Annotated in this window: 18 protein-coding genes; 4 read left to right on the forward strand and 14 right to left on the reverse strand. The window is 62.3% G+C overall.

Going from position 1 to position 24,910, the window contains the following annotated elements; all coding sequences use genetic code 11:
• The first annotated feature begins 116 nt into the window (after positions 1-116).
• Positions 117-992 carry a hypothetical protein gene (locus tag KF691_04260; GenBank protein ID MBX3388649.1) on the forward strand — a complete coding sequence of 292 codons (876 nt, stop codon included), beginning with the start codon at positions 117-119 and terminating at the stop codon, positions 990-992.
• A gap of 13 nt (positions 993-1,005) precedes the next feature.
• Here the strand turns inward: KF691_04260 and KF691_04265 are convergent, their stop codons facing one another.
• From KF691_04265 to KF691_04275, 3 genes are all read right to left on the reverse strand, one after another.
• Positions 1,006-1,854 carry a hypothetical protein gene (locus KF691_04265; GenBank protein MBX3388650.1) on the reverse strand — a complete coding sequence of 283 codons (849 nt, stop codon included), beginning with the start codon at positions 1,852-1,854 and terminating at the stop codon, positions 1,006-1,008.
• A gap of 122 nt (positions 1,855-1,976) precedes the next feature.
• A complete protein-coding gene (locus tag KF691_04270; protein ID MBX3388651.1) occupies positions 1,977-3,092 on the reverse strand; it encodes an LOG family protein in 1,116 nt (371 codons plus the stop codon).
• Between the two features lie 115 nt (positions 3,093-3,207).
• On the reverse strand, positions 3,208-7,578 hold the full coding sequence (locus KF691_04275; protein MBX3388652.1) for a hypothetical protein: 4,371 nt from the start codon (positions 7,576-7,578) through the stop codon (positions 3,208-3,210).
• Positions 7,579-7,769: 191 nt separating this feature from the next.
• On the opposite strand from KF691_04275, the gene radA reads away from it, so the two are divergent.
• Positions 7,770-9,218: a DNA repair protein RadA gene (gene radA / locus KF691_04280; protein MBX3388653.1), complete on the forward strand. Its 1,449-nt coding sequence runs from the start codon at positions 7,770-7,772 to the stop codon at positions 9,216-9,218.
• 37 nt (positions 9,219-9,255) lie between these two features.
• On the opposite strand, the gene KF691_04285 is transcribed toward radA, so the two are convergent.
• The 3 genes from KF691_04285 to KF691_04295 form a co-directional block, all read right to left on the reverse strand.
• Positions 9,256-9,681, reverse strand: coding sequence for an acyl-CoA thioesterase (locus KF691_04285; GenBank protein ID MBX3388654.1), 426 nt, complete (start codon positions 9,679-9,681; stop codon positions 9,256-9,258).
• Between the two features lie 84 nt (positions 9,682-9,765).
• On the reverse strand, positions 9,766-10,545 hold the full coding sequence (locus KF691_04290) for a GTP cyclohydrolase I FolE2 (GenBank protein MBX3388655.1): 780 nt from the start codon (positions 10,543-10,545) through the stop codon (positions 9,766-9,768).
• 228 nt (positions 10,546-10,773) lie between these two features.
• Complete coding sequence (locus KF691_04295; GenBank protein ID MBX3388656.1) at positions 10,774-12,105, reverse strand: ABC transporter permease; 1,332 nt, start codon at positions 12,103-12,105, stop codon at positions 10,774-10,776.
• 25 nt (positions 12,106-12,130) lie between these two features.
• On the opposite strand from KF691_04295, the gene KF691_04300 reads away from it, so the two are divergent.
• Complete coding sequence (locus tag KF691_04300; protein MBX3388657.1) at positions 12,131-12,502, forward strand: hypothetical protein; 372 nt, start codon at positions 12,131-12,133, stop codon at positions 12,500-12,502.
• A 43-nt stretch (positions 12,503-12,545) separates the two neighbouring features.
• Here KF691_04300 and KF691_04305 read toward each other — a convergent pair whose 3' ends face one another.
• From KF691_04305 to KF691_04330, 6 genes are all read right to left on the reverse strand, one after another.
• Positions 12,546-12,989, reverse strand: a complete 444-nt coding sequence (locus KF691_04305; protein ID MBX3388658.1) for a zf-HC2 domain-containing protein — start codon at positions 12,987-12,989, stop codon at positions 12,546-12,548.
• Complete coding sequence (locus tag KF691_04310; GenBank protein MBX3388659.1) at positions 12,986-13,531, reverse strand: sigma-70 family RNA polymerase sigma factor; 546 nt, start codon at positions 13,529-13,531, stop codon at positions 12,986-12,988. The genes KF691_04305 and KF691_04310 overlap by 4 nt, the downstream gene beginning before the upstream one ends.
• Position 13,532: 1 nt before the next feature.
• Positions 13,533-14,546: a hypothetical protein gene (locus KF691_04315; GenBank protein ID MBX3388660.1), complete on the reverse strand. Its 1,014-nt coding sequence runs from the start codon at positions 14,544-14,546 to the stop codon at positions 13,533-13,535.
• A gap of 90 nt (positions 14,547-14,636) precedes the next feature.
• A complete protein-coding gene (gene uvrA / locus KF691_04320) occupies positions 14,637-17,999 on the reverse strand; it encodes an excinuclease ABC subunit UvrA (GenBank protein ID MBX3388661.1) in 3,363 nt (1,120 codons plus the stop codon).
• 91 nt (positions 18,000-18,090) lie between these two features.
• The gene (locus tag KF691_04325) at positions 18,091-18,360 is read right to left on the reverse strand and encodes a hypothetical protein (protein MBX3388662.1); all 270 of its coding nucleotides are present in this window, start codon (positions 18,358-18,360) and stop codon (positions 18,091-18,093) included.
• A gap of 40 nt (positions 18,361-18,400) precedes the next feature.
• Positions 18,401-20,725 carry an excinuclease ABC subunit UvrB gene (locus KF691_04330; GenBank protein ID MBX3388663.1) on the reverse strand — a complete coding sequence of 775 codons (2,325 nt, stop codon included), beginning with the start codon at positions 20,723-20,725 and terminating at the stop codon, positions 18,401-18,403.
• Between the two features lie 47 nt (positions 20,726-20,772).
• Here KF691_04330 and KF691_04335 point away from each other — a divergent pair, with 47 nt between their 5' ends.
• A complete protein-coding gene (locus KF691_04335) occupies positions 20,773-21,375 on the forward strand; it encodes a DnaJ domain-containing protein (GenBank protein ID MBX3388664.1) in 603 nt (200 codons plus the stop codon).
• Position 21,376: 1 nt separating this feature from the next.
• Here the strand turns inward: KF691_04335 and KF691_04340 are convergent, their stop codons facing one another.
• The gene (locus tag KF691_04340) at positions 21,377-24,175 is read right to left on the reverse strand and encodes an ABC transporter permease (protein ID MBX3388665.1); all 2,799 of its coding nucleotides are present in this window, start codon (positions 24,173-24,175) and stop codon (positions 21,377-21,379) included.
• A complete protein-coding gene (locus KF691_04345; protein MBX3388666.1) occupies positions 24,126-24,860 on the reverse strand; it encodes an ABC transporter ATP-binding protein in 735 nt (244 codons plus the stop codon). Before KF691_04345 ends, KF691_04340 begins: the two co-directional genes overlap by 50 nt.
• Between the last annotated feature and the right edge of the window lie 50 nt (positions 24,861-24,910).

Consider the following 24,910-nt stretch of genomic DNA (forward strand, 5'->3'; position numbering starts at 1 on the left):
ATTCCTTGTGAGCAGTCGACCGTCGGGGGGCCGAGAGTGAGCGTCCTTGCGTCTGAAGATGCTAACGCGCCGCTGCTGCTCTTGCCCCGGCCCCCTTTCGGGCCGATGATCCTGTCATGCGAAAGGCTATTTTCGAGTGGGTGAGTCTGGTTCTGGCCGTTCTGATCCTTGGGCCGGTGGCCGGGCTATTGCCGGCGATGCTGCGGTCGCCGGCGGGCTCCGGCGAGGCGACGGCCCTGACGAGCAAGGCGCCGCTCTTCGGAATCGCTCTCAGTCTTGGCGCGCTTGCCATCGCGGCGGTTGTCGGCATGTTCGGCTCGAAAACGGTGACGCGTCCGATGGGCATGGCTTGTGCCGGATTCACGCTGGTCTGGGTTGCCTGTCGCTCGGGCCGCGCAGAGATGATTTTTCGAGAGAGTTCTTCGCCGGTGACGTCGGCTTGGATGATGGCGATCGAGGCGGCCATCTTGACAATTCCCGTGCTCTGGGTCGTCACACTCGTGCAGAAGCCGCGCCCGATCGATGCCGACGAGAACGCCGTCGCGCTGACAGAAGTGCGTACGGGGCTTCTCGAGGGACTGAAGGCGCTCGTCCGGGACTACCGCGGGCTTTTGGGCGTCGCAGCCGCTCTCATAGGCGCGGCATTTGGTTGTGCGCTCGGCTCGATCTCGCTTCTGAAAGGGCAGTGCGTATTCGCAGGTGTGCTCGCAGGAATCGGCGCAGGTTGCGCCGGCGGGCTGGTCATTGCTGGCATCGATTCCAAGCCTTCGCTCGCGCCTTATGTCGGAGTCATGCTCACCGCAATCTTGGCGCCCATCGTGACGATATTCATGCAGGGTTCGGGATTGGCGAGTGCGGCAATCACCGGCGATCTGTTGCCGGTGGGAAGACTCATCCCGATGGACTGGATCGCGGGCATGTTCCTCGGCGTGCCGTGGGGACTCTCGTGGGTCTCGGGAATGGTCAAAGACCAACTGGCGGCGGCCGCCTGAGCGGGAGCCGGCGCTAGCGAAAGAGCCTGAACTCCGGGGGCAGCCGAGGCACCAGAACAAGGATCGCACGGCGCTTGGGCCTCAGCCCGAAAAGAGCATCCGAGAGAAGGGCATGCCCCAGCGTGGGCACATCCGGCGCGATCGGACCGACACCTCGGGCGACTTGATCGGCCTCGGCTGCTTCGGCCCCTTTTTCCGGTTCTAGCTCGATGTAGTTGGGAAGGCGGGCGTCCTTGGCCCAATTGGTGTCCGGGTATTCGGGGATGAGCAAAAGGCTTTGCCCTCGTGTCAGTTCAAAGGAAGCTTTCAGCGAGTTCAAGGGCAAGCCGTCTTCGTCGATCGGGCGGCGAAGTTGAGGCCGAAGCGCATCTTCAATCCTCGACGCGGTGTCCTTTTCCTCGACGTGGCGACCGAGCAATTCGACGCGAAGCACGGCGGGCGTTTTTTCGCCCTCGAACGGACCGGGAGCGACCCACGCACGGCCCAACAGTCGGAGTTGCCCGCCACCGAGCACGAGATTCCCGTCGGCGGAGCGGATGGTGGCGTAGCTCTGCCAGCCCTTGCTCGCGACAAAGATGCTCCATTCCGAGCGATCGCGCGAGGCCTGCGTTTCGATTGTCCCGCGCATCTTCAGGCTGGCGGCGATCGAATCGAGTTGATCGGTCGGAACCACCAGCGCACGCAATCCCGACTCTTTGAGGCGCTGCAGCGTGCGACCGTCGATGGGAGATTCTGTTCGCTCGTACGGTGCCAGGGTGCGGGCGAGCGACCCCGGCGTGTCTTCGATCGGCCACAGACGAAGCTCGAGTCCGTCGGCGGCGTTCTGCTCCGCAATCGGAATCGGTTTCGACTCTGTGGGCATTGAAGCACAGCCGCCTGCGAACAGAGCGACGAGCAGGGCGAAGGCCGAACAGATTGGTTGCCTCATGGACAAGGAGGGCCGCGTTTCCTTGGCAAGCGAATGGCCGCGACGCCGGCGGCGCTTCAGCCACCCATTTCGTTGATGCGGTCGATCAGTTTGCGGACGACGCCCATCTTGTGCTTTGTATGAGTGAAAACCAGACGGGGCAGTTCTCTCGCATCGGTCTCTGTTTCGAAGGCGCCCCGCTGCGAAATCTCACCCTCGCGGATCAGAACCTTGAATTCGCCGTTGAGTTCGGAGACCTGCTTCGCGGAAAGGGGTCGCCGCATGCGGATGACAAGGTCATCCTTGACGTAGCGCGAAGAGTGATAGTTGCGGTAGAACGCGAGCACATGATTCATGGCGTCGGTCGGATCCTTCGCGATGTAGTACAGGCTCAAGTCTTCCTGGCTGATCCAGCCGCTCTTGAGCAGGTCCGATTTGACCCAGGCGTCCCAACTCTTCCAATAGGTTCCGCCTTCGCCCTCGATGCAGACGATCGGCATCGGAGCGGCTTTCCCGGTCTGAACGAGCGTCAGCGTTTCGTACGCTTCGTCCATCGTTCCGAAGCCGCCCGGAAAGAGCGCCACTCCCTCGGCCTGGCTGATGAACATCAGCTTGCGCGTGAAGAAATATCGGAAGTGAATGAGCTTTTCGTCGCCCGCGATCACCGTGTTTGTCTGCTGCTCGAAGGGAAGCCGGATGGCGACGCCGAATGAACCGGCTCTTCCCGGTCCCTCGTGCCCGGCTTTCATGATGCCGTCACCGGCTCCGGTGATGGCCATCCAGCCAGCGTTGCTCATAAGTTTGCTGAATTCGACCGCGGCCTTGTAGTCCGGGTGATTCTCGGGTGTCCGCGCGCTTCCGAAGATCGTGATCTTGTGCGGGTCGGCGTATCGGGCAAAGACGCGATAGGCGTAGCGCATCTCCTTCACGGCGGCCGTGATCAATTTGAGCTCGCCGGTGTGGCGACCGTCGGGAAGGAGCTTGCTTCCGGTCACGAGCAGGTCGCGCACGAGCCGGTACTCGGGGGTGCCGGGCTTGCCTCCGACCGCTTCGAGAATCTGGTCAACCAATTCTCCGACGACCGGGTCTTCGGTCGTCGTGCTGGTCAGCCTGTTCTTGCCTGACGGAGCTGAAGTCGCGGTGTCAACAAGGCCTGTGAGTTCAACGTTTAGATTGTTTTTTTGAGGGTCCACTTCAAATTTCTCTCTTGTGTGCTGTAGCGAATCGTAATTTCCCCGGGGGGACCGGAGGGAACCTCTATTCTTGGCGCGCCCGGCTCGGGCGATGGGGACGGTCCTGAATTGACCCTTATCGCGGGCCCGTTGGCGCGACGCGAACTCGCTCGCTCCCCCGCCGGCCGCGGCGTTCGAGCTCGCGCATGCGTCGGTCCTGCTCGTCGGGCGATCCGCCGAAAATCTGCCCGAGAACGCTACGAACCCCCCGCATCGATGACACGCCAAAGCTCGGATTCGAGAGCGTGCCGCCCACGGTCGTGGTGACGAGTTCGTTCCGCAACCCTTCGAGCACGTGCCCGACGATCGGGATGCGGTGCGTGGCTTTGTGCGTGAAAATCATGTCGAGTTCCATCCCCGGCCACGTCAGCGTTCCGAAGCCCAGAAACTCCACGCTGGCGGAGAAGATCGACAGCTCTTCGAACGACACCGTGCGGCCCTGAACAAAGAACGAGGCCTGGAGCAAGTCCAGCGGTTCGCCCAGAGGCAGCATCAGGTTGCTCGCCTCGACGAGCCGGATGACCAGCGGCAAGCTCACAAGTGTTCCCTGGCCGGCCGAAGCGGTGCCGCGACCGCGCCGGGTTTCGGGCTTTCCGAGCGTGCCGGTGAGCGACACACCGACATCGAGACGGGCTGTGCTGCGCGAGGCGGAGTCGGCGGTTGCGCTGCCGCTTGAAGCCTGGGTAGATCCGGAGGATTCCGCTCCTTCGCTTGCGAGTTTTTGGCGCAAGTCTTCGATGAGCGGGCCGAGCGTGACTCCGGACAAGGCGAGTCGAACATCAAAATCCCGTTCTGTGCCGCTCGTGTCGCCGCCGGTAGGGAACACCGAAGCCTGGCCGCTGATCCTGCCGCCGTGACAATCGCCCGAGACGAGCGGAACGAAAGTCTCTCCCGACTTCTCGCCGCTGACGACGCGAACACGACCTTCGGTGACCTGAACCCCGGCGAGTCGAAGCTGATCAAAGCGGCCCGAGAGGTCGTATCGAAGCAGGGCATCGCGACCCTCGCGGAACGCCTCGAACTCAACGTTGCCATCGGCCTGCGTCACATCGACGCCGACGTCGGCGCTTCCGCCCTCGATCTCGAGCTTGCCCACCGCTTTGAGGCGATCGGGCCGACCATTTGAATCTTCGCCCGGGCTCGAGTCCCACCAGGCTTGGACATCGAGAGTGGGGATGCGCACCGCGCCGGTCGCATCGACCTTCAGATCGCGCAGTGCGTCGCAAATCCCTGCGGGTGCCGCGGCGACGAGATCCGCCGGGATGCCGAGGCTGTCTATCGCGAGATGAACCGATCCGTTGCTGCGCCCGGAATCGTGGCGCTTCCAGTCGCCGCTTACCGCGACTTTCCACTTTTCGGCATCGAGAACAGCGTCCTGAAAAGAGACGGACGTTCGATCGAAGCGTGCAACGCCATCGATTCGAGGAAAGTCGACAACGCCGTCGCTCATCGTGAGTCGGAGCGAGCGTGGGCGGAGTTCACCCCGGATGCTGGGTTGGTCCCCACCGGGCAGCACCCGAAAGGTGAGATCGAACGGTCCTTGTGGATCGTGGCGGGCATGAAGATCGCCCGCCAGTTCGCCCAGCATGGTCGCGCCGATCCAGCGGCAGAGCGGCGAACCGATCTGGGCGTTGCTCCAATTCAGATTCAGAGAACTCTCGCGTCCTGCGGGGTGCGCGAGCGAACCGTGCAGCAACGCCGTCACGCCGCTGGCGTGCACAGTGCCGTCGGGAGCGTCTCCGCTCGATACGTCGGCGCGGAAATCCGAGAACTCGATCGAGGTGGGCTTGCCACCTTCGCCGGGTATTACGCGGATGCTTCCGGAAGAACCGGACACGGCGATTTCGGTGCTGTCGGCGGCGCCGGGAATAGCCGGAAGCGTGATGCGAGCGGAACTGATCGATGCCAGATCGATGGTGGCGTCGGTCCGATCGGGTGTGACGTTTGCCTTCACGTTCAGGTCGAGCAGCCCGACCGGCTGATAGGTCTCGCGCATCTCGCTGAGAGTGATGGCGGAGGACGGCGCCACGATCGCCAGAACACCCTCGAGCGGGAGGCTGAGGTCGAGGCGATCGCACTGAAACGTGACTTCGGATGATCGACTTCCGGTGACATCGGCATCGGCACGAAGCACAAACGGAGAGCCGGGTGGGAGTCCGTCCGCACCTTGATCCACTGCATCGCGTGCGGCAACGCCCTTCAAATCAAGCTGCAGGAGGTCGTCGTCCGAGACGATTTTGCCGGACAAGTCCCGAAGCACAACCTCTCCGGCAAGCGGCGTGTTCTCGAGCGGAATCGCCGGAACTTTCAACCGTGGCACGGCTTCGAGCGTTCGGGGCGTGATTTCGACTCGCACGCCGAGGTCCTGCCCGGATTTCGGGGCGATGATCGCGAGCGCATCGATGGAGCCGGTGAGGCCGAGCGCGGAGACGATGGAGCGAGCCGATTTTCTGCCGTCATTTTTGTCGGGCAACGCCTGCACGAGCAAGCCATCGATCATGAAGTCGGACGCTTCCACCCGGATCGTCGGATCCGGTTCGGGCTCGTCATCCGGGCGGCGCGTGGCGTCGAGATCCGCCGTTACGCGGGCCGTGCCGCCGCGGAGGCCATGCAGTTCGACATTGTCGAGGTGCAGCAGACCGTCGGTGATGACCGCGCGCACGTTGTCGCCCACGAGCGGGTACGGAAATTTCTCTGGCAGCAAGCCGGCGTGCGCGATATCGACAGTGACGGTATCGTGCCAGGGATCTTCCGACGGACCAAGGTCGCGCGTCACCACCACGCCGATGGACGCCCGACCTCCGAGTTCAAAGATCGGCGGCGCGTCCGGCTCGTCTGCGTCGGGGATAGCGGAGCTGTCGCCCGGTGGCGGACGGATGTCTCCCCTTGCAACAAGTTCGTCGTATTTTTCCCGGTTAAAAACGCGGCGGATGAGTTTGGAGCGTTTCGGGCCGAGCGCTTCTTCGACTTTCTGATCAATGGGTACGTTTTCCGCCCGGACGTTGACGAGCACCGAGGCATCCTCGACCGGCGGCGCGATGCGACCGTCGGCGACGATGGACGCGCCGTTGGGCGCTTCGCCTTCGATGCGTTGGATGACAACTTCGTCGCGGGTGAAGTTGACCCAGGCACGCAGCTTCTGAAACTCGTACGGGAAGCGGTGGAACGCCGCGACGCCGTCGCGCATCCGCACTTCACCGCGATACTGGATTTCCTGATCCGCGGCGCGCGACAGAATGATCTGGCCCTTCACTTTGCCGGTGGGGTTTCCAAAATCGGCGAGGCGCTCGAGCACCAGTGGTGTCGCGAATCGCAGTATCGGAGAATCCTTTTGCAGGTCGAATTCTCCGAGCGTGAACACCGCTTCGAACGGCGATTGTGTCGTCGTTCCGCGGTAGATCGCCTGGACGGAATAGGGCACGCCCTCCACACTGCCGCTGAGCCTCGCTTCGGTGCGCCCCGCGACGAAGGTGATCGTTCCCCGGTCCGCCGCGACGCGCATCAGGTGATGCGGGTCGGTCGGTTCGAGCGTGTTGGAGGGGATGTGCGCGACGATCGACTGTTGCTCGCTGATCCCGGGAAGGGAAACACCGAGGTTGTTGAACTCGAGCGTTGCGGCGACGCCGTTGATCGAATCTTCGGGCGAGGACGAAGAATCCTGCCGGAACGAGTATTGCAGGCGAGTTCGCGAGATCTCGCCCGAGAGCGCGAGTTCCTGGAAGATCGGGCGCAACCTGCTGGGGACCGATTCGGCGGGCCAATCGCTGAGGGAGACGTTGGTCAGGACCAGTTCGACGCCGAATGGATCAATCCTGCCTCCAACCGCCATCCCGAGAGATTCAGTCTGATCGGGCCCCTTGCGGATTTCTTTGAAGTTGATTGTGACCGAGTCCGGTCCTTCCGGCACGACCTCGCCCCGCACATCGAACGACTTCAAGATCGTGAGATCGGTGCCGCGATTTTCACCGAACTCGATGGTGCCCGACCGAACGACCACGCGAGGTAATCTTCCGACGCCGCCTCCTGTTGGGGGACGCCAACTCTGGATATTCACCGCATCGGTTTCGGCATTCTGGCAGATCCGAGCGACGATTCCGTCGGCGGCAACGGCTTGGAGTCCGATCTCGCCCTTGCGCCAATTCGAGGTATCGAGATCGACTTCGAGGCGTTTGGACTCGAAAAAGGTCCCGGGCTTACCGGGAACATCGGGCACGCGGAATTTCAAGCCAAAGAGATCTGTTCGTCCGCTCTTGTGAATGTGGATGCCTTCGAGCGTGGCGATGGCGCGAACTCGATTCGACAAAATAGATTCGATGATCCACCGACCCAGGAAGCCCTGCGTCAGCGCGTAGTAGAAGCCCAGGGAAACCCCGACGAGCCACGCGAGCGCAATGAAGAGCCGACGGACGCGGCGCTTTCTGGGTTTGGCAGAATTCTGAGTGGTCATGAAGTGCGGACGACCTTGCCCGCGCGGACAGGTATTTTACATCGAAAACGGCGCGGCGAGGGCGCGGCATGCGTCACGCGTCAGCAAATAGCCCGGGGTAGCGCCGGATTTTTGCGTGCCAAAGGCGTATCTACAGATTTGGAACAAGGCCGCGGCTTGGGAGCGCCCTTGCGAGACGCTACATTGGTTTCGTGGCCAAACTCAAGACACTCTTTGTTTGTCGCTCGTGCGGCGCTGTGCAGAACCGCTGGCTTGGCAAATGCCCCGATTGCGGGACGTGGGACAGCCTCGAAGAGGCGTCGCACGATCCAAACGCGGCAAGGGATCCTCAGGCGGCGCTGGTCGGCGCGTGGACAGAACTCACCGAACCAAAGGGCGCCGAAGTTGAATCGGGCGCGCACGCCCGGCCGATTCACGATATCGCGGACGATGAGGCAAACGTTGAGCGGATGAGTTCCGGGATTCATGAACTGGATCGGGTTCTTGGAAAATCGCGAGCTTCGGCGGCATCGAGCGAGAACGCGGGTGTTGTGCCAGGATCGGCGGTCTTGGTGGGCGGGGAACCGGGAATCGGCAAGAGCACACTGTTGTTGCAGGCCGCGGCAAGCATGGCACGTCACGGCACTCGGGTTCTCTACGTCTCGAGCGAAGAGTCCGCCTCGCAGGTGAGGCAACGCGCAGTCCGACTCGGTTCGCAGAGCGAGAAGGAATTGTTCCTTCTGAGCGACACGAATCTTGCCCGGATCGTGGAGCAGGCGCGGCGTGTCATGCCGCGGGTTCTGGTTATCGATTCCATACAAATGATTTACCGGAGCGATGTGCCGGCGGCACCGGGGAGTATCACGCAGCTGCGCCGCTGCGCTTCGGAACTGGTCTATCTCGCAAAAAAGAGCGGCATCGCCGTGATGCTGGTCGGGCACGTGACGAAGGACGGGCAATTGGCGGGGCCTCGCCTGCTTGAGCATCTTGTAGACACTGTCATCAGTTTCGAAGGCGAGCGATACCACCAGCATCGCGTCGTGCGCGCCGTGAAGAATCGGTTCGGCACAACGCTGGAGATCGGGTTGTTCGAGATGACCGGGGACGGACTTCGCGAGATTCCGGACAGCGCCGGCGTTTCGCCGGTTTCGGGTACCGAGCCGCGGATCGGGAGCGTGGTCTGCCCGGTGATGTCTGGTTCGCGGTGCGTGCTGATCGAGATACAGGCACTGACCGCTACCGGGTTTCTTGGTGCCGCGAAGCGCAAGGCGAGCGGGCTGGACTCCAACCGCCTCGCGATGCTGATCGCCGTGCTCGAGCAGCACGCCGGTTTGCGGCTCGCGGACCGGGACATCTTTGCGAGCAGCGTCGGAGGATTGAGGGTGGTCGATCCGGCGAGCGATCTTGCGCTCCTGCTCGCGATCGCCTCCGCGCAGACGCGCAAGGCCATCGATCCGGCGACGTGCGCGATCGGAGAGGTGGGGCTCGGGGGTGAGATTCGGGGGGCTTCGCAGATCGATGCGAGATTGCTGGAAGCGGCGCGGCTGGGCTTCAAGCGTGCTTTGATGGCGAAGTCGATCGGCATTCATGCGCCAAAGAACGCAAGGCTCGAGTTGGTTCAGGTGAAGAACGTGGATCAGGCAATCGAGCAGCTCGGATGAGTAGCGAGAGGAAGTCGGCGAGGCGCGATCGAAGCAATTAAGTTCGCGTGACGAGCCAGTCGGGCAGTTCCATCGGACGGCCTTCGTGATTGACGCACGCAAGAGTCGTCGCGCCGACCGCCGCGGTAAGCGGGAGAGATTCTTTGGCGCTCTCGCGTCGGACAACAACGACTTCGTATTCGTGCTCGATCTTGATGCGGCTGCCGCCGACCCACTTCGTGCGAATCTCAACGGTGTCGTCGTAGAGCACAGGTCGCCGGTATTTGACCTCGAGTTTCACGATGACGAGGAAGACGCCGCGTTCTTCGAGAGTTTTGTACGAGATTCCTGTCTCGCGGAGCAGGTCGGTGCGTCCGATCTCGAGCCACGGGATGTAGGAGGCGTGATGCGCGACACCCATGGGGTCGCACTCGCAGTACCGGACAAGGACGGTTGAAGAACCGGAAGCGGAGGGTTGAGTCATGGAAACCTTGGGTCCGAGAGTTTCGCGCCCCGGGTCGGAATCGAGTGAAGCAGGCCCGAGGACATTAGGACTCAGGATCTGGACTTACGCTTTCCGCTTGTCGCGAGTGATCTGTGCGTACGCGTTGTGGCTGTGGATCGATTCGAAATTCTCGGAGTTGATCTGGTACCAGGTGATGCGATCGTCCTTGTTCAGACTCACCGCAAGATCGCGCACGATGTCCTCAACAAACTTGGGATTCTCGAATGCCTTTTCGGTGACATATTTCTCGTCGGGGCGTTTCAGCACGGCGTAGACAGGGCTGCTCGCCGCGGCCTCGAGGTGCTTCACGAGTTCTTCGATCCAGAGGTTTCCGTTGAACCTCACTTTCGCCTCGATCTCGCACCTCTGGTTGTGCGCGCCGTATTCGGAGATTTCCTTGGAGCAGGGGCAGAGGCTGGTCGCCGGCGCCGAGACACCCATGACGAAATCATCAACGTGGTTGGCGCTGCACTCGAAGCTCACTTTGAAGTTCATCAATCCCGGCTGCCCTGTCACCGGAGCAAGCTTCTTGATGAAGTACGTGAAGCGAGCTTCGAAGTGCGCGTCCTCGGCGCCAAGCCGCTCACAGATCGCGCGGGTCAGCTTCGGGATGCGATCCGGCGTGAGCGGCTCCGAGGTGTGGTCGTTGAGCACCTCCAGAAAGCGGCTCATGTGCGTGCCCTTCTTGTAGTGGGGCAGCGAAACATACATGTTGATATTTGCGACCGTCGTCTGCTCTCCCCCGTCGGGCTCGCGCAGGCGGATGGGATATACGACTTCCTTGACGCCCACTCGATCGATCGCGACGTTGCGCTGATCGCGCGAGGCCTGCACATCGACCATGGCCTCGGGGCGCACCGATTCCTTCGCGTGCACGACAACCGGGCTGGGAGTGGAGTTCTTGGTTGATTTGGACACGATCGTTACTTCCTGGCTGAATAGTAGGATTCCGCTATGCGGTTTTCGTTGCGCGCGCGGGACCGGATTCGCCGGATTTGGCGCGGTTTTCGGGCTCGCCGTCGGGCCGACGATTCTGATTCGCATTCGTCAAAGCTGAAAGGAAGGCCTCGATCAATCGTGACGCAGCGCGACGATCGGGTCTTGCGCGGCGGCACGCCGGGCGGGATAGATCCCAAAGATCAGCCCGACGGCGACGGCGACGCCGAATGCGAGGATCACCGAGCCGAGGGTGACGTAAGTCGGCAGGCTGACCGATTGACTGAAATACTGGCCCACGACCGGCATTTGGGGCAGGCGCGGCGCGATCCATTGGATGAACCAGCTGCTTCCGATGCCGAGCGCGACTCCGAGAAGTCCGCCGCCGGTGGAGAGCACCGACGTCTCCACAAGAAATTGATACAGGATTGCCCGGCGTGTTGCGCCGAGCGCGCGGCGGATGCCGATCTCGCGGGTGCGCTCGGTCACGGTCGCGAGCATGATGTTCATGATGCCGATGCCGCCGACAAGCAGCGAGATTCCGGCGATGAAGCCGAGCACCAGATTCCAGGTCAGCTGGCTCTTCTTCGCGTTCTCCAGAAGTTCGTACGGCACGATCATCGAGACATCAGCAGAATCGGCGTGGCGCGAATCGATAATGCGCTTCAGACGCTTTGAATCAGGCAAGACCCGCTCTCGATCGGGGCTGGCGACATAGATTTCGGAGATCTCAACCTGGCTGTTCTGGAACGAGCCGCCGCCGCCTCGGAAGACCATGTCACCCATCACCGAGCGCGCGGTTGTAATGGGAATATGGACATCGAGATTGAGATCGCGTCCGACGAGGGCGGAACCGGCGCCGCCGGCGAGACCGATCGGAGCCAACACCCCGACCACGGTGAACGCCTTGGAATCGATGCGGAGTGTGTCGCCGATCGGATCATCGAAGCGGAAAAGCTGGGTGGCAACTTCCGACCCGACAACGCAAACCATGGCGTTGTTTCTCAGGTCTCCCTCGGTCAGATACCGGCCGCGTGCGACGTGCAGATTCGCGATGTCACAGAGATCCGGGGTCGTGCCAAAGGCCTGGCTGGTACGGGAAAGCGCGCCTCTCGACATCTTGCTGCCGACTTCCTTGAGCGGAACGATCGATTCGGCATCAGGGAAGTTGCTCTGAATCACCTCGAAATCGTCGCGGCGCAGGCCGTAGCGGCTGATCCAGTTATTGGAGTTTCGGTTCTGGTTCGCCTGGCTCTCCGCCGGGCGCTGCGACCGGAGGATGATGTTCTTCGCGCCGAGCTGCTCGATCTGCAGAAGAGCCTGGCGTTTGGAGCCTTCGCCGAGCGAGACCATCGCGATCACCGCGGCGACACCCAGGATGATGCCCAGCGCGGTCAAAAACGAGCGGAGCAGGTGCAGCCGCAGGTTTGTGAGGCCGAGGTGAATAGTCTCCAAAAGAAAAATCACGGCATGATCGTACGGAATCGGGCTTGTGCTGTCGCGTGATCCGGCCGATACTGGGCAGATCGTGAGCGGGATTGTCCGCAAATTTCGTGTGATGGAAGAGCGGGAGACAGCCCGCGGCTGGAGTTATCGCGTCGTGCTCGCGGGCGATGAGGCCGGCGAGAGCGAACACGAGGTCACCCTTTCGTGGGTCGATCACAATTACTGGTGTGGCGGCACGCAGGCTCCGAGCGTCACGACAGAACAGGTGCTGGAAACACTCCTGAATGCGATGGCCGATGGAGCCGCGTGCCGGCCGATGCGACAGGCGCATGGTGATTGTCTTCCGGGCCGATTCGACCTTTCGCTCGCGCGGCGGATCGTCCCGAAGCTCGATTCGATGCTCAGGCGGGCGGTTTAGCCGCGGCAGAGCGCCCACCAAATCTCGATGCACTCTGTGCGTTTCAGTTTCTGCGGGCGATGCTCATAAGCGCGAGCCCCAGTGAACTCGACCCGGGGGATGCCGCGGCGACCTCTCGATACCTGCTTGCGATCGACTCGCGAGTCTCCGCCGCCAACTGCGGGGCCGGAGTCGATCCGGAGCGCCCCGCGAAGATTCCAAGTCCGAACGCGAGCGCCAGACTTGCGGCGAGCGCCAGCGGGCGGGCAAAGGGCGGAAACGCAGATCGGCGCATAGGGGAGGCGATTCGAACCGGCTCTTCTTCCGTTGCCGCTCTGCGGACCAGCCCGCCCGCGCGGGTCCAACCGGCGATCTCTCGCGCGCACGCTTCGCACGTTCTGGTGTGTTCTTCGATCGCGCGCGATGCGGATGGATCGAGCTCGCCGGTGGAGTATTCCGGCAGAAGTTCATCGACCTGGGCGCACGACATCGGTGAGTCGGTTGTCATGGTGATTGCTCCTGAAGATCGAATTCGTGCAGGCGAAGACGCAGCGCCTCGATCGCGCGCCGGTAGTGCGTCTTTGCGGTCGGGATCGAGATGCCGAGTTCGTCCGCGAGCGCGGCAAACGTGAGTTCTTCCACCGCTTTGGCGACCAGGACCAAACGCTGCATCTCGGTGAGAGCTTGGATCGCGGTTGTCAGCGCGCGTCGTTCGTCGGGGCTGATCGATGCGGAAGATCTCGGCGCCGCCAGCTCCGAGGAGAGATCGAGCGGCCGAGTCAGTCTCAGGAAATCGACGCAGAGATTGGAAGTCACGCGCCGGAGCCACGCTACCTGAGCGGCGCGGCATGGAAAGACAGCCGAAGAATTGACGAGCCTTAAGAATGCTTCCTGTGCCACATCGTCGCAGCGGTCTCCGCGAATCCCGTGGGCTCGCGCCCACGCGAGCACCAGCGGGCGATCCTTCTCGGCGCACCGAGCCGGCGGCAGCGGCGCTTCGGCAACTGCCGGGGCAGAGGTGATCCTGAGAATGGGTGCGGGAGTAGACATCTCACTTCGAACCGGCGGTTGAGCGGACGCGGCTGGTCGCCATGAGGATCTGATCCCGATCCATCAGCGCGTAGCCGTCGAAAGACCAAGATACACCAGAGCCGTTGGTCTTCCCGTTGCTGATGACGACTTCTCCGGGCAACAAAAGCTCAACCTTGAAGCTCTCGTCGCTCAGGTCTTCGGTGACCTCGCGATCGGCTCTTTCGTGTGCCATAGCCTTGAGAAAGGCGCTCTTGATGTCCGGCGCGAGGTGTTCGTTCTCGATCGCCTCATCGATCGCCTGCTTGACGTTTGCAAAGAAGTCGTTCGCGGTTTTTTCGATCGTCGCATCGCGCGCCTTGCTGGGGGGCTCGGCGAGCAAATTGAGCGCTGCTTTGGTATCGAGCGAATTCGCGCCCGCGCTTGCCGCGGCAAGGATGCGGAGTCCCGTGTCCTGCGGCTGATCCGGGATCGCGGCCATCCCGGCGAGAATGAACTGGTGTTGCTTCTCGATTTCGGACGCTTTGAACTCGTCGATCAGCTTTGTGCGCTGCGCATCGGTCAGCTGTTCCGGGGGCGTGTCGAGCAGCTTGGCGGTTTTGGGGTCGCGCTGCATTTCACGGCGCGCCAATGTGTACGGTGCATCGACACGCTTCTGGTAGACGCGCCGGAACTGGTAGTAGCGCCCGTCGGGTCGGTCCTCGATCCAGACCTCGGTCGGGAACCGGAGCGAAATGGACTGGGCTTCTGGTGTGGTGGCGAAGGTACTGGGGAGTTCGCCCGCGGCGAACGAGTGCGTCGCGGAGACATCAATCTGATCGGGTTTCGACGGGTCCGGAGTCTCGGTGAGCTTCCACCCTCCTGCGGCGGACGGCATCGCGTCCCCCTTTTCGAAATCGGCTTTGTCGCCCGTGATGTGGACGGTGATGCTTGCCGAGCCATCTGGTTTCACGGTGATCCGTTCCTCGCGTTCAAGACAACCGGTGAGGGTGAGTGCCGCGGCGGTGAGTAGTGATGCTGTGGTGAAATATCGCATGGGTTCTCCTTGAAGTAGTGGCCTTCAGAAGAACGACCTCAAAGCGATTCGGATGACGAGATGAAACGAGATTCTCGCCAACTTGCGGCGCTATTTGAGCATGCCTTTGAGGTACTGACCCGTGTAACTCTCGCGCACGCTCGCAACCTGTTCGGGCGTCCCCTGAGCCACGATCGATCCGCCTTTGGCGCCGCCCTCGGGGCCGAGATCGATGAGCCAATCGGCGCACTTGATTACGTCGAGATTGTGCTCGATGACGACCAGCGTGTGGCCCGCCGCGGCAAGCCGATCGAAGACATGTACAAGCTTGCGGATGTCTTCGAAGTGCAGGCCGGTGGTGGGCTCGTCGAGGACGTAGAGAGTTTTGCCGTAGGGGTTCGCGGCACGGGAACGCATCGCCTCGAAACGCTCCGCCCACTTTGATTTTTTGCCTCTTCCTTTTTTGGCGTTGGCCAGTTCTTCGAGGGCGTCGGAGTCGGATTCGGAGTCGGCGGAAACGGCGTCCGAGTCAGCCTTCCCCAAACCCTTTCCATCGGGGGACGGGCTTCCGGCCGCGATGATCTCGGCCTGTTCGAGCGCGCCAAACGTTTTTCCGAGTTCGGTCGCCAGCTTGATGCGCTGGGCTTCGCCTCCGGACAACTGGGTGCTGGGCTGGCCGAGCGTGATGTAATCGAGGCCGACGTCGTGCAGGCACTTGAGGAAGCGGAGAATCTTGGGGTGATTCTCGAAGAACGAAAGCGACTGCTCGATCGTCATGTCGAGTACGTCCGCGATCGACTTGCCCCGGTACAGGATCTCGAGCGTCTCGCGGTTGTAGCGCTTGCCGCGGCAGACCTCGCACTCGACGAACACGTCCGGGAGGAAGTGCATCTCGATCTTTTTGAGCCCCTGGCCTTCGCACGCTTCGCAGCGTCCGCCGCCGTTGTCGCCGCGCACGTTGAACGAGAAGCGGCCGGGTTTGTAGCCGCGGATCTTGGCTTCCTTGGTCGCGACGAAAACCTTGCGGATGTCGTCGAAGATGCCGACGTACGTCGCGGGGTTCGAGCGCGGCGTGCGGCCGATTGGCGATTGATCGACCTCGATCACTCGGTCGAGGGTCTTCGGCCATTTGAACGATGCGTGCGCGCCTGGCTTGTCCCGCCGGCCGAGTAACTGGTTGTTTGCGGAAACCAGAAGAATGTCGTTGACGAGCGTGGACTTGCCGCTGCCGCTGACGCCCGTGACGCAAACCAGCCCGCCGGTCGGCACGGAGACATCGATCTTCTTGAGGTTGTTGTGCGTGGCGCCTTTGACGGAAATTGTGTTCTTGGTGTCGAGTTTTCGCCGCGCTTTGGGGACGGGGATGTGCTTGCGCCCGGAGAGATAGTCGCCCGTGAGCGACTGCGGCGCGGCACAGATCTCCTTGACGGTTCCCTGAGCGACGATTCTGCCCCCGTGAACGCCAGGCCCGGGTCCGACATCCAGCACGTGGTCCGCGGCACGGATCATGTCTTCATCGTGTTCGACGACGAGCACAGTATTTCCGATGTCCGCAAGGTGGCGCAGCGTCTTGATGAGCCGGTCGTTGTCGCGCTGATGAAGACCGATCGTCGGTTCGTCGAGAACGTAGCAGGCGCCGACGAGGCCGCTGCCGACCTGGGTCGCGAGCCGGATGCGCTGCGCCTCGCCGCCGGAAAGCGTGGCGGTTTTTCGATCAAGCGAGAGATACTCGAGGCCGACGCCGGTCAGGAAGCGCAGGCGGTTGTTGATCTCTTTCAGGATCGGCTCGGCGATTTCCTGCTGCTCGCGGGTGAGTTTGATCTGACCGATGTATTCGAGCGCATCGAGGATGTTGAGCCGCGAGAATTCCGCGATGTTGAGCATCGTCCCGTCGTTCTTCGGACGTCCGATCACGGTCTTGGAAAAAGCCTTTGCCGTGTCCGCTTTGTGCGCGCTCGTGAGCAGCACGTGCAGCGCTTCGAGACGCAGCCGATCGCCGCGACACTCTTCGCACTCTTTGGTCGAGATGAACTGTCCGAGCCACTCTTTGACTGTCGGGTTCTTGGTTTTTCCCCACCATTCGGTGAGCTCGGGGATGACACCCTGCCAGTGGCCGCGGCTGCCGATCTTGAGTTTCGAGACTTTGCCGCTCGCCGGGTCGCCCGCGTATCCGTAGAACAGCATCTGGCGCTGATCCTTGGAATAGGTCGAGATCGGCGCGTTGTAATCGACTCCGAACGCCTTGCAGAACTTCTTCAGCCCGCGCTGGAACCAGGCACGCACGGCCATGTTCTTTGCGTACGCCTCGATCGCGCCCTCGGCAAGCGATTTCGATTCGTTCGGCATCACAAGCGTTTCGTCGAGCTCAAGCAGCGTGCCCAGGCCCGAGCAGACTTTGCACGCACCCTGCGGCGAGTTGAACGAGAACAGGCGCGGCTCGAGTTCTTCGAGCGCAACTTGGGGGTGATCGGGATCGGAAAAGCGCGTCGAATACGTCGCGTCTTTCCAATTGCCGGATGCATCCTCGATCGAGACAACGGCCGTACCCTCGGCGACGCGGAGCGCCGCCTCGACCGATTCCGCGACGCGCTGACGTGCTTCGGCGCCGAACGAGATGCGGTCGATCACCGCGTCGATGCTGTGCTTCTCGAAGCGCCCGAGCTTCAGCGGGTTCTCGCCCGGGTCCTTGAGCACATCGCGGAGTTCGAGCAGCTTCCCGTTGATGCGTGCCCGCGCCCACCCCTGCTTCACCAGGTCTTCGAGCACCTCGCGATGGAATCCCTTCTTGCCGCGCACGATGGGCGCGAGGATCATGAATCGGGCCGGCTTTTCCTTGGTGGAAAGTTCGCCCGTGCGCGCCATGATGGCGTCCACGATCTGGCTGCTTCCCATCGCACTGATCACGCGCCCCGAGCGCTCGAGCACGGCTCCGTCCTTGCGCGCTTTGGTGGGGGCCCAGGAGTGGGGCGTGCCGCACCGGGCGAAGAGGAGGCGGAGGTAATCGTAAATCTCGGTCGTTGTGGCGACCGTCGATCGCGGGTTGCTGCTCGCGCTCCGCTGCTCGATGGCGATGGTGGGGGGGACGCCTTCGACCTCGTCAACGTCCGGCTTCTTGAGCTGCTCGAGGAACTGGCGCGCGTACGCGGAGAGCGACTCCATGTACTTGCGCTGTCCCTCGGCGAAGATGGTGTCGAACGCGAGGCTGCTCTTGCCGCTGCCCGAGAGGCCCGTGATCACGACAAGCTTGTCGCGCGGAATCGTGACATCGATGTTTTTGAGATTGTGCTCGCGTGCCCCGCGCACGTGGATGACGCGGTTCTCGTACGCGCTCGATCGCTTCAGTCCGTTGTCGCTGGCGGCTTTGACTTCGACGACGCGCGAGAGCTCTCGCCGCGACTTGGGGTGCGCGCGGTCCGGCTCGGTCGCACTGGTTGAGGGTGGGGGCGGGGGCGGGGGTGGGGGTGGGGCGGGCACTTTCCTTCTCTCCTCGGGCACGAATAGACTGTAAGCGACTCCCGTTCGGGATTCGTTCAGATCGCCTGTTTGGAGTCAAAATTCTGAATTCTTACCGGGGCGTTTCCGGCCCCGCAGCGTCCTGAGCGGGCTTCGCGACTTGCTTGTCCGTGGCCACTTCGTTGGGACTGCCGTACTCGGCTTCCAACGCCGCTTGTGCCGCGGCACGCCGCTGTGCTTCCGCCGCGCTCTTGGTACGGAACATTCCCAGAATCAAGAAGCCGATTGCCACGCCGATGCAATAGATGCTGAGGCGATAGAGAAAACCGTTCCGATCGCGCGGGGGCTTGCGTGAATCCGATTGTGCGGGCAGTGGTTCCACACTAAATCATAAGGCGACGCGATTCCCGGGTCGGTCTAGGTCAATCACCGGCCCCGCCTTTTTTCCGCATCGCCCGCGTGATCTTGACACCGGGCATGCCGGGGCGCTTGCGTGCCTTCGCCTCCGCCTGCTCGCTCAATTCCGACCGGCGCACGCGCGTGGAGCCTCCGGACTTGTTCGCTCGCTCCAGCCGCTGCTCGAGCGACTTGAGTTGATCGCGCAGGATCGCCGCGGCTTCGAAATCGAGCTTCTGCGCGGCTTCCACCATTTCCGCGCGGATCGTCACGAGCAACTCGGAAATCTCGTAGTCGGGTTCGCGTTCGCGGACGGCATCGCGCGCCTGCTTGCGGCCCTTGAGCGAGATCTCGAGCCCGCGCCGGATTTCCTTCTTGATTGTTTCGGGCGTGATCCCGTGCTGTTTGTTGTACGCAACCTGCTTGGCGCGCCGGCGCTCGGTTTCTGTGATCGCGGCCTGCATCGCGGGTGTCATCTTGTCGGCGTACATGATGACGAGTGCGTTGACGTTTCGTGCCGCGCGTCCCATCTGCTGGATCAGGCTTGTCGGCGAGCGCAGGAACCCTTCTTTGTCCGCGTCGAGAATACAGACAAGCGAGACTTCCGGCAGATCGAGCCCTTCGCGCAGCAGATTGACGCCGACCAGAACATCGAATTCGCCGAGGCGCAAATCCGTGAGGATCGCGACGCGTTCGAGCGTTTCCACTTCGCTATGCAGGTAGCGGACACGCAGACCTTTTTGATCGAGATAGCTTGTCAGGTCTTCGCACAGACGCTTGGTGAGCGCCGTCACCAGCACGCGTTCTCCCTTGGCGACGCGCTCTTCGCAGCGCGCGATCAGATCGGGCACCTGTCCTTGCGCCGGCTTCACGTCGATGATGGGGTCGAGCAGCCCGGTCGGTCGGATGACCTGTTCGGCAACTTCACCCGAGGTGCGCTCGAGTTCGTAGGGTCCCGGTGTCGCGCTGACGAAAGCAATCTGCGGCACGATCGATTCGAATTCCTCGAATCGGAGCGGCCGGTTGTCGAGCGCGCTCGGAAGCCGGAACCCGTGCTCGACAAGCACGGTCTTTCGCGCCTGATCTCCGTTGTACATCGCTCGGATCTGAGGCAGAGTCACGTGCGATTCGTCGATGATCAAGAGCCAATCGCGAAAGTTTGGTCGGCGCGAAACTTCCATGCGCTCGGGAGTCCCTTCGCGCGCTTCGCGGACTCCGCGCGGGCCCCGGAACGCCGCCTCCTTTCCCGCGGGAGGCGCGAAGTCGAAGTAATCCATCAGCGTGTACGGGCGCTCGCCCCGCTGGCGTCCGTCCATGAACCGCGAGTAGTTCTCGATTCCCTGGCAGATGCCGGTTTCTTCGAGCATCTCGAGGTCGTACTTGGTGCGGCTGATGAGACGCTGCGCTTCGAGCAACTTGCCCTGCGAGCGGAGTTCGAGCACACGCGCATCGAGTTCGGCGCGGATCGCCGCGAGCGCGCCCTGCATCTGCTCCTCGGGCATCACGTAGTGAACCGCCGGGAAGAGGAAGAACTGTCGCTCCTCGGCGAGCACCTCGCCCGAGGTCGGGTTGACGAGATCGACGCGATCGATTTCGTCGCCGAAAAGCTCGACGCGCACGGCGTATTTCTCGTACGCGGGCCAGATCTCGATCGCATCTCCCCGCACGCGGAACTGGGCGCGCTTGAACTCGATCTCGCTCCGTCCATATTGCATCGCCGTCAGCCCGAGCAGGAACTCGCGTCGATCGACGCGGGACCCCTTCGTGATCGTTAAGACTTTTTCGCCATAGGCCTCCGGGCTGCCCAGCCCGAAGATGCACGAAACCGATGCCACGACCACGGTGTCTCGCCGGCTGAGGATGCTGCTCGTGGCAGCCAGACGCAGCTGATCGAGATCGTCATTGCGCGACGAGTCTTTTTCGATGTAGATGTCGCGCTGCGGGATGTACGCCTCGGGCTGGTAGTAGTCGTAGTAACTGACGAAGTAGTTGACGCTGTTGTGGGGGAGGAACCCGCGAAGCTCCTCGTAGAGCTGCGCTGCAAGAGTCTTGTTGTGGCTGATGATGAGCGTCGGCTTGCCGAGATTGGCGATGACGTTCGCCATCGTGAACGTCTTGCCGGTTCCGGTTGCACCGAGAAGACACACAGCGGGGCGGCCATTCCGGAGCCCCTCGGTCAACTGACGAATTGCCGCCGGCTGATCGCCGGTTGGTTTGAAGGGTGCGACAACCTGGAAGGTCTTGAGCGGCACGACCGAGCGTATCCCGGTGCGAAGCTCGGTCTCCAAAGCCCGAGAACTCCGCGTCAATTCCCGCACGATCCGGTCATAACGCTTTGTCGGCGATTCCATTGAAACAGGGGGTTTGCTCACCTCTTCCGGCGGACGATGTTGCGAGCATGCGGTGGATCAAGAACAAGCTCAAGCGTGCGAAGGTCGAAGCGCCGGCCCCGGAGCGCCCGCGGGTGTCGCGCTCAGGGAAGCGATACGACACGCGACTGACCGATTCGGTTCTCGGAAGCGTGGTCGATCTTTCGATCGACGGGGCGCGTGTCGTGACGCGTTCCGAACCGAGCGTGCGAGCCGGCCACGTCTTCGAGATCGCGATCGCTTGCGACGGCGCGCGTGTCTTCGTGCTCTCACGTGTCGCGTGGACACGCAAGATCGACAAGGATCTGTGGAATATCGGTCTGCATTTCTTCGATGCCGATTCGCGCACGCGTACCGACCTCGAGCGTCTGCTCGATCGCTGTGCATCCGGGCGCGAGATGCTGCCGACCAGCATGGAAGTGGAAGATCTCTACGCAGTCCTCGGCGTGCCGCGCGAGGCGACGCTCGAGCAGATCCGTGCGGCTTACCGGCGTCTGGCGCGTCAATTCCACCCCGACCATTCTCCCGACGAAGATTCTTCGAGACGTTTTGCGCGGATCAGCAAAAGCTATATGGTGCTGCGCGACGAGAGCCTCAGGCGCCGGTACGACCAGATCCTGACGGCGGCGTAGATCATCCCTTCATGGCCGCGAGCAACTCGCGGGGCTGATTGCGCCCGAGCGCCAGCACGGCGGGCGTTGCCGCGAGCAGCGTCAGCGCGATCAGGATCGCACACCCGACGAGGATCGGCAGCGGCTGGGGCCGGAGAAAGATCTCGATTCCCATGATGGCGGCATTGAGGCGGACGCCCCCGTACGAGCCCTGGATTCCCATGCAGACGCCGATGACGCACGCCGCAAGCGCGACGACGACGGCTTCGGCCAGAACAAGGCGGCAGATCATGCCGCGCGTCGCGCCCACGGCCCTGAGCACACCAAACTCGAATCGCCGGCTTTCGATCGCCGCGACGATCAGGTTGGCGACGCCGAGCGAGGCGACAAGCATCGACATGATGGCGATCGCCGAAACGATGTAGAGGCTGCGGCCTATCGCGCCCTCGATGAGTTGCTTGAAGAACCTGCCCGTTCCGACATCGAGCACCCCGTAGTCGTACAACTCGCGCCGGATCTTTGCCGTCACCTCTGCATCGTCCGTGCCTTTGGCCAGCGACATCGAGATGATCTGAGTCGGGGGTTCATTGCCTCCGAGCAGGTAGTCGCGGAGAGCTCTGCGCGAGCCGAAGACCGCGCTCACCGCTTGATCCACATACATGTCGCCCAGATCGAAAAAATTGCTGACGATATCGAGTCCCGGGCTCGTGACGACGCCCACGATCTCGAATTCGTGGGAGTGATTCAGGTAGGAGACTCGGACTTTCTTCCCGACTCCAAGCCCCCTCGACGTGAGAAACTCTCGCGCGACAATGATGGAGTCGCCTTCATTGAGCTTTTTGATCGCAGTTTCCTGGTCACCCTGCACCCATGTCACGTTCATCAGGCGGAAGAACGAATCCGGATCAAAGCCAATGAACGCGGTCTTCAATGGCTGGACCGCACCGACGCCAAGCCCCGACATTCCTTCGGAAGCGATGTTGGCGCGCACCAGCGAGAGCGGGCTCGCGCCCGTGACTTCGGGCATGGAGCGCAATTTCTCCACGCTCGCGTCCGAAAGCGCAATGCCGGTGACGAACGCATCCGGAAATTGGATCCGCCCGAGCCAGTCTCTCGCGAAGGCGCCGCCTTGTGTCCACAGCGCAACCATCATCGCCAGCCCGGCCATCAGCGCTCCTGCGGTCAGGCCGTGTCGGTAGGGCGTGCGCCGGACACTGCGTTCAAGCAGAATGCGGGGGACACCCAGCGCAGTGCTGATCAGTGGACCAAAAAGCCGCATGACGCTTGCGACGGCGGGCACCCCAAGCAGGAAGTAGCCAACGAACATGCACGGCAAACCGAGCAGCACGTAGCAGAAGAAGAGCGCGTCGGGGTTCGTGATGAAGGTCACAACCGCAAAGTGAATTCCGATGAGCAACAGTCCGGCTATCAGGGTCCAGAGAATCGAAGAATTCCGCGGCACTTCCGCTCGGGCCGAGAGCGCTTTCAACGGTTCCATCCGCGCGGCACGCCACGCGGGGAATGCCGCGCCTGCCAGCCCCGCAATAACCGACCCCGCCAGGCCAACCGCAATCCCCAGATACGGAAACGCCAGTTCGATTTTGAGATCGGCCTTGAACCACCAGATCACGGCGCTCGCCAGCCCAACCCCGATCGGAACTCCGAGAAGCGAACCCGTCATTCCTAGAAGCAGGCCAGAGAGAATCTGGCTGCCCGCGATCTGGCCTCGAGATGCCCCGATGCAACGGAGAATGGCGAGTTCGCGCTGGCGCTCGATCACGCCGGTTGTCATTCCGGTCAAGATGATGAATGCCGCGGACAGAAAGGCGAGCGTCGATGCAATCACCAGTCCGATGTTGTTCGCCTCCAGGTTCTTCTCCAGGTTTGTCGTCACCTTCGCCGTCGGCTGGAGAATGACATCCGGTGGCAGTTGTGCACGCCGCTGTTCCGTGACCGTCTGCGGATCAAACCCGGGCTTGAGCGCAATCTCGATCTCGCTGAATTGCCCTTGCTGGTCCGTCGCTTCGGCGAGCGCCCCGGGTGTCATCCACGCGCGGGGCCGGCCGCCCAGCATCCCGTGGGGCGCGAGCCCGACGATCCGCAACTTGAGATCCGGCTTTCCGGCACGGACCAGATCGATTGTGTCTCCGATTCGCGCCTGGTGTTTCTCTTTCAGTTTCTCTGCCTCTTCGGCACTCGATGCAGAGAAGGGTCCGAGCGCTCCCTCTGGAATCGAACCCTCGGGCACGGTCGCCGGCGTTCCGGATATCAGGGCCGAAAGCGTACCGCTGCGCCGATCCGTTCGTGGCTCGATCCCTCGCAGCCGATCGAGGACGGTGTGGTCAATCGCGATCTCGTCGTCGCGTTGGGGCATGCGCCCTTCCGCAAGCTCCACCGGCCGATATTTGTCATCGAAACCCGGGCGAAAACTCTCGATGTACGTGTTTACGGCGTTGGAGCGCATCGACCTGGGCCAGGATTGCACACCGCCCTTGTCCGCTTCGAGCCACGTCGGTCGCACGATGCGCAGTGCTGCGGCCGCGCGAAGCCGTCCACTCGCCTCGTCAACTTCGATCCAGCCCCGGACAGAATCGAGAAGTACCGAATCGAGGCGCTTTGCGCTTCCGGCGCCACTGATCTGGAGATCGCTGCCCCCGACAACTCCAATCATCCGGGAGCGCAGCGATTCGGTCACGCTCGCCATCGCGGTCGCCACGGCACATACCAGCGCCGCCGAGAGCGCCACGACCAGCAGCAGCAGGATGCTGCGGCTACGCCGTTGCCACAGACTGCTGATAGCGAGCCGCCACGGCGCTCTCATCCAGTCCCTCCGTTGAGATGCGGTCGGTCACTCTGCCGTCGGCGACAACAAAGATCTCGCGGCAATGCGCCGCCGCGGCGGGCTCGTGCGTCACCATCACGATGCTGATGCTCTGCTCGCGGGCGATCTCTGAAAGCAGATTCCACAGGCTTTCGCTGCTGACCGAATCCAGATTTCCTGTCGGTTCGTCGGCAAGAAGCAGACCCGGAGAAAAATGCAGAGCACGGGCGATCGCGACGCGCTGCTGCTCTCCGCCGGAGAGCGCATCGGGTCGGTGATCGAGGCGATCGGAAAGCCCGAGCCTCGTCAGAAGTTGCGCGGCCCGCGCGCGCGCCGACTCGGGGGTTGCGCCGGCCAGGATCGCCGGCAACTCCGCGTTCTCGACGGCGGTCATCGTCGGGATCAGATTGAACTGCTGAAAGACAATGCCGATTTTCGTGCGCCGGAAAAGTGTCGCTTCCTGTTCCGAGAGTGAGTCGATGCGCTGCCCACTGATCAGAATCTCGCCTTCATCCGGCTTATCGAGCGCTGCGAGCAAATGAAGCAGCGTGGACTTGCCGCTGCCCGAGCGACCCATGATCGCGTAGAACCCGGGCTCGTTGATCCGCATATCCACGCCACGCAGCGCCTCGACCCGCCCGTTACCGATCTGGTACGACTTGCGGACGTTGGTGCAGGAAATCATGGGGTGTGAAAGTGGGAACGAAGTACGAAGCGGTGGAGAGAACCGGGAGA

This window comes from Phycisphaeraceae bacterium, assembly GCA_019636555.1.
GTDB lineage: Bacteria > Planctomycetota > Phycisphaerae > Phycisphaerales > UBA1924 > JAFEBO01.

What these genes read in the sequence shown, in the direction of transcription:
- KF691_04340 (MBX3388665.1), bottom strand. Translation starts at nt 24,175, where the DNA reads ATGAGAGCGCCGTGGCGGCTCGCTATCAGCAGTCTGTGGCAACGGCGT.
- KF691_04305 (MBX3388658.1), bottom strand. Translation starts at nt 12,989, where the DNA reads ATGACAACCGACTCACCGATGTCGTGCGCCCAGGTCGATGAACTTCTG.
- KF691_04310 (MBX3388659.1), bottom strand. Translation starts at nt 13,531, where the DNA reads ATGTCTACTCCCGCACCCATTCTCAGGATCACCTCTGCCCCGGCAGTT.
- KF691_04345 (MBX3388666.1), bottom strand. Translation starts at nt 24,860, where the DNA reads ATGATTTCCTGCACCAACGTCCGCAAGTCGTACCAGATCGGTAACGGG.
- KF691_04260 (MBX3388649.1), top strand. Translation starts at nt 117, where the DNA reads ATGCGAAAGGCTATTTTCGAGTGGGTGAGTCTGGTTCTGGCCGTTCTG.
- KF691_04335 (MBX3388664.1), top strand. Translation starts at nt 20,773, where the DNA reads ATGCGGTGGATCAAGAACAAGCTCAAGCGTGCGAAGGTCGAAGCGCCG.
- KF691_04265 (MBX3388650.1), bottom strand. Translation starts at nt 1,854, where the DNA reads ATGCCCACAGAGTCGAAACCGATTCCGATTGCGGAGCAGAACGCCGCC.
- KF691_04315 (MBX3388660.1), bottom strand. Translation starts at nt 14,546, where the DNA reads ATGCGATATTTCACCACAGCATCACTACTCACCGCCGCGGCACTCACC.
- KF691_04275 (MBX3388652.1), bottom strand. Translation starts at nt 7,578, where the DNA reads ATGACCACTCAGAATTCTGCCAAACCCAGAAAGCGCCGCGTCCGTCGG.
- KF691_04290 (MBX3388655.1), bottom strand. Translation starts at nt 10,545, where the DNA reads ATGGTCGATGTGCAGGCCTCGCGCGATCAGCGCAACGTCGCGATCGAT.
- KF691_04330 (MBX3388663.1), bottom strand. Translation starts at nt 20,725, where the DNA reads ATGGAATCGCCGACAAAGCGTTATGACCGGATCGTGCGGGAATTGACG.
- KF691_04285 (MBX3388654.1), bottom strand. Translation starts at nt 9,681, where the DNA reads ATGACTCAACCCTCCGCTTCCGGTTCTTCAACCGTCCTTGTCCGGTAC.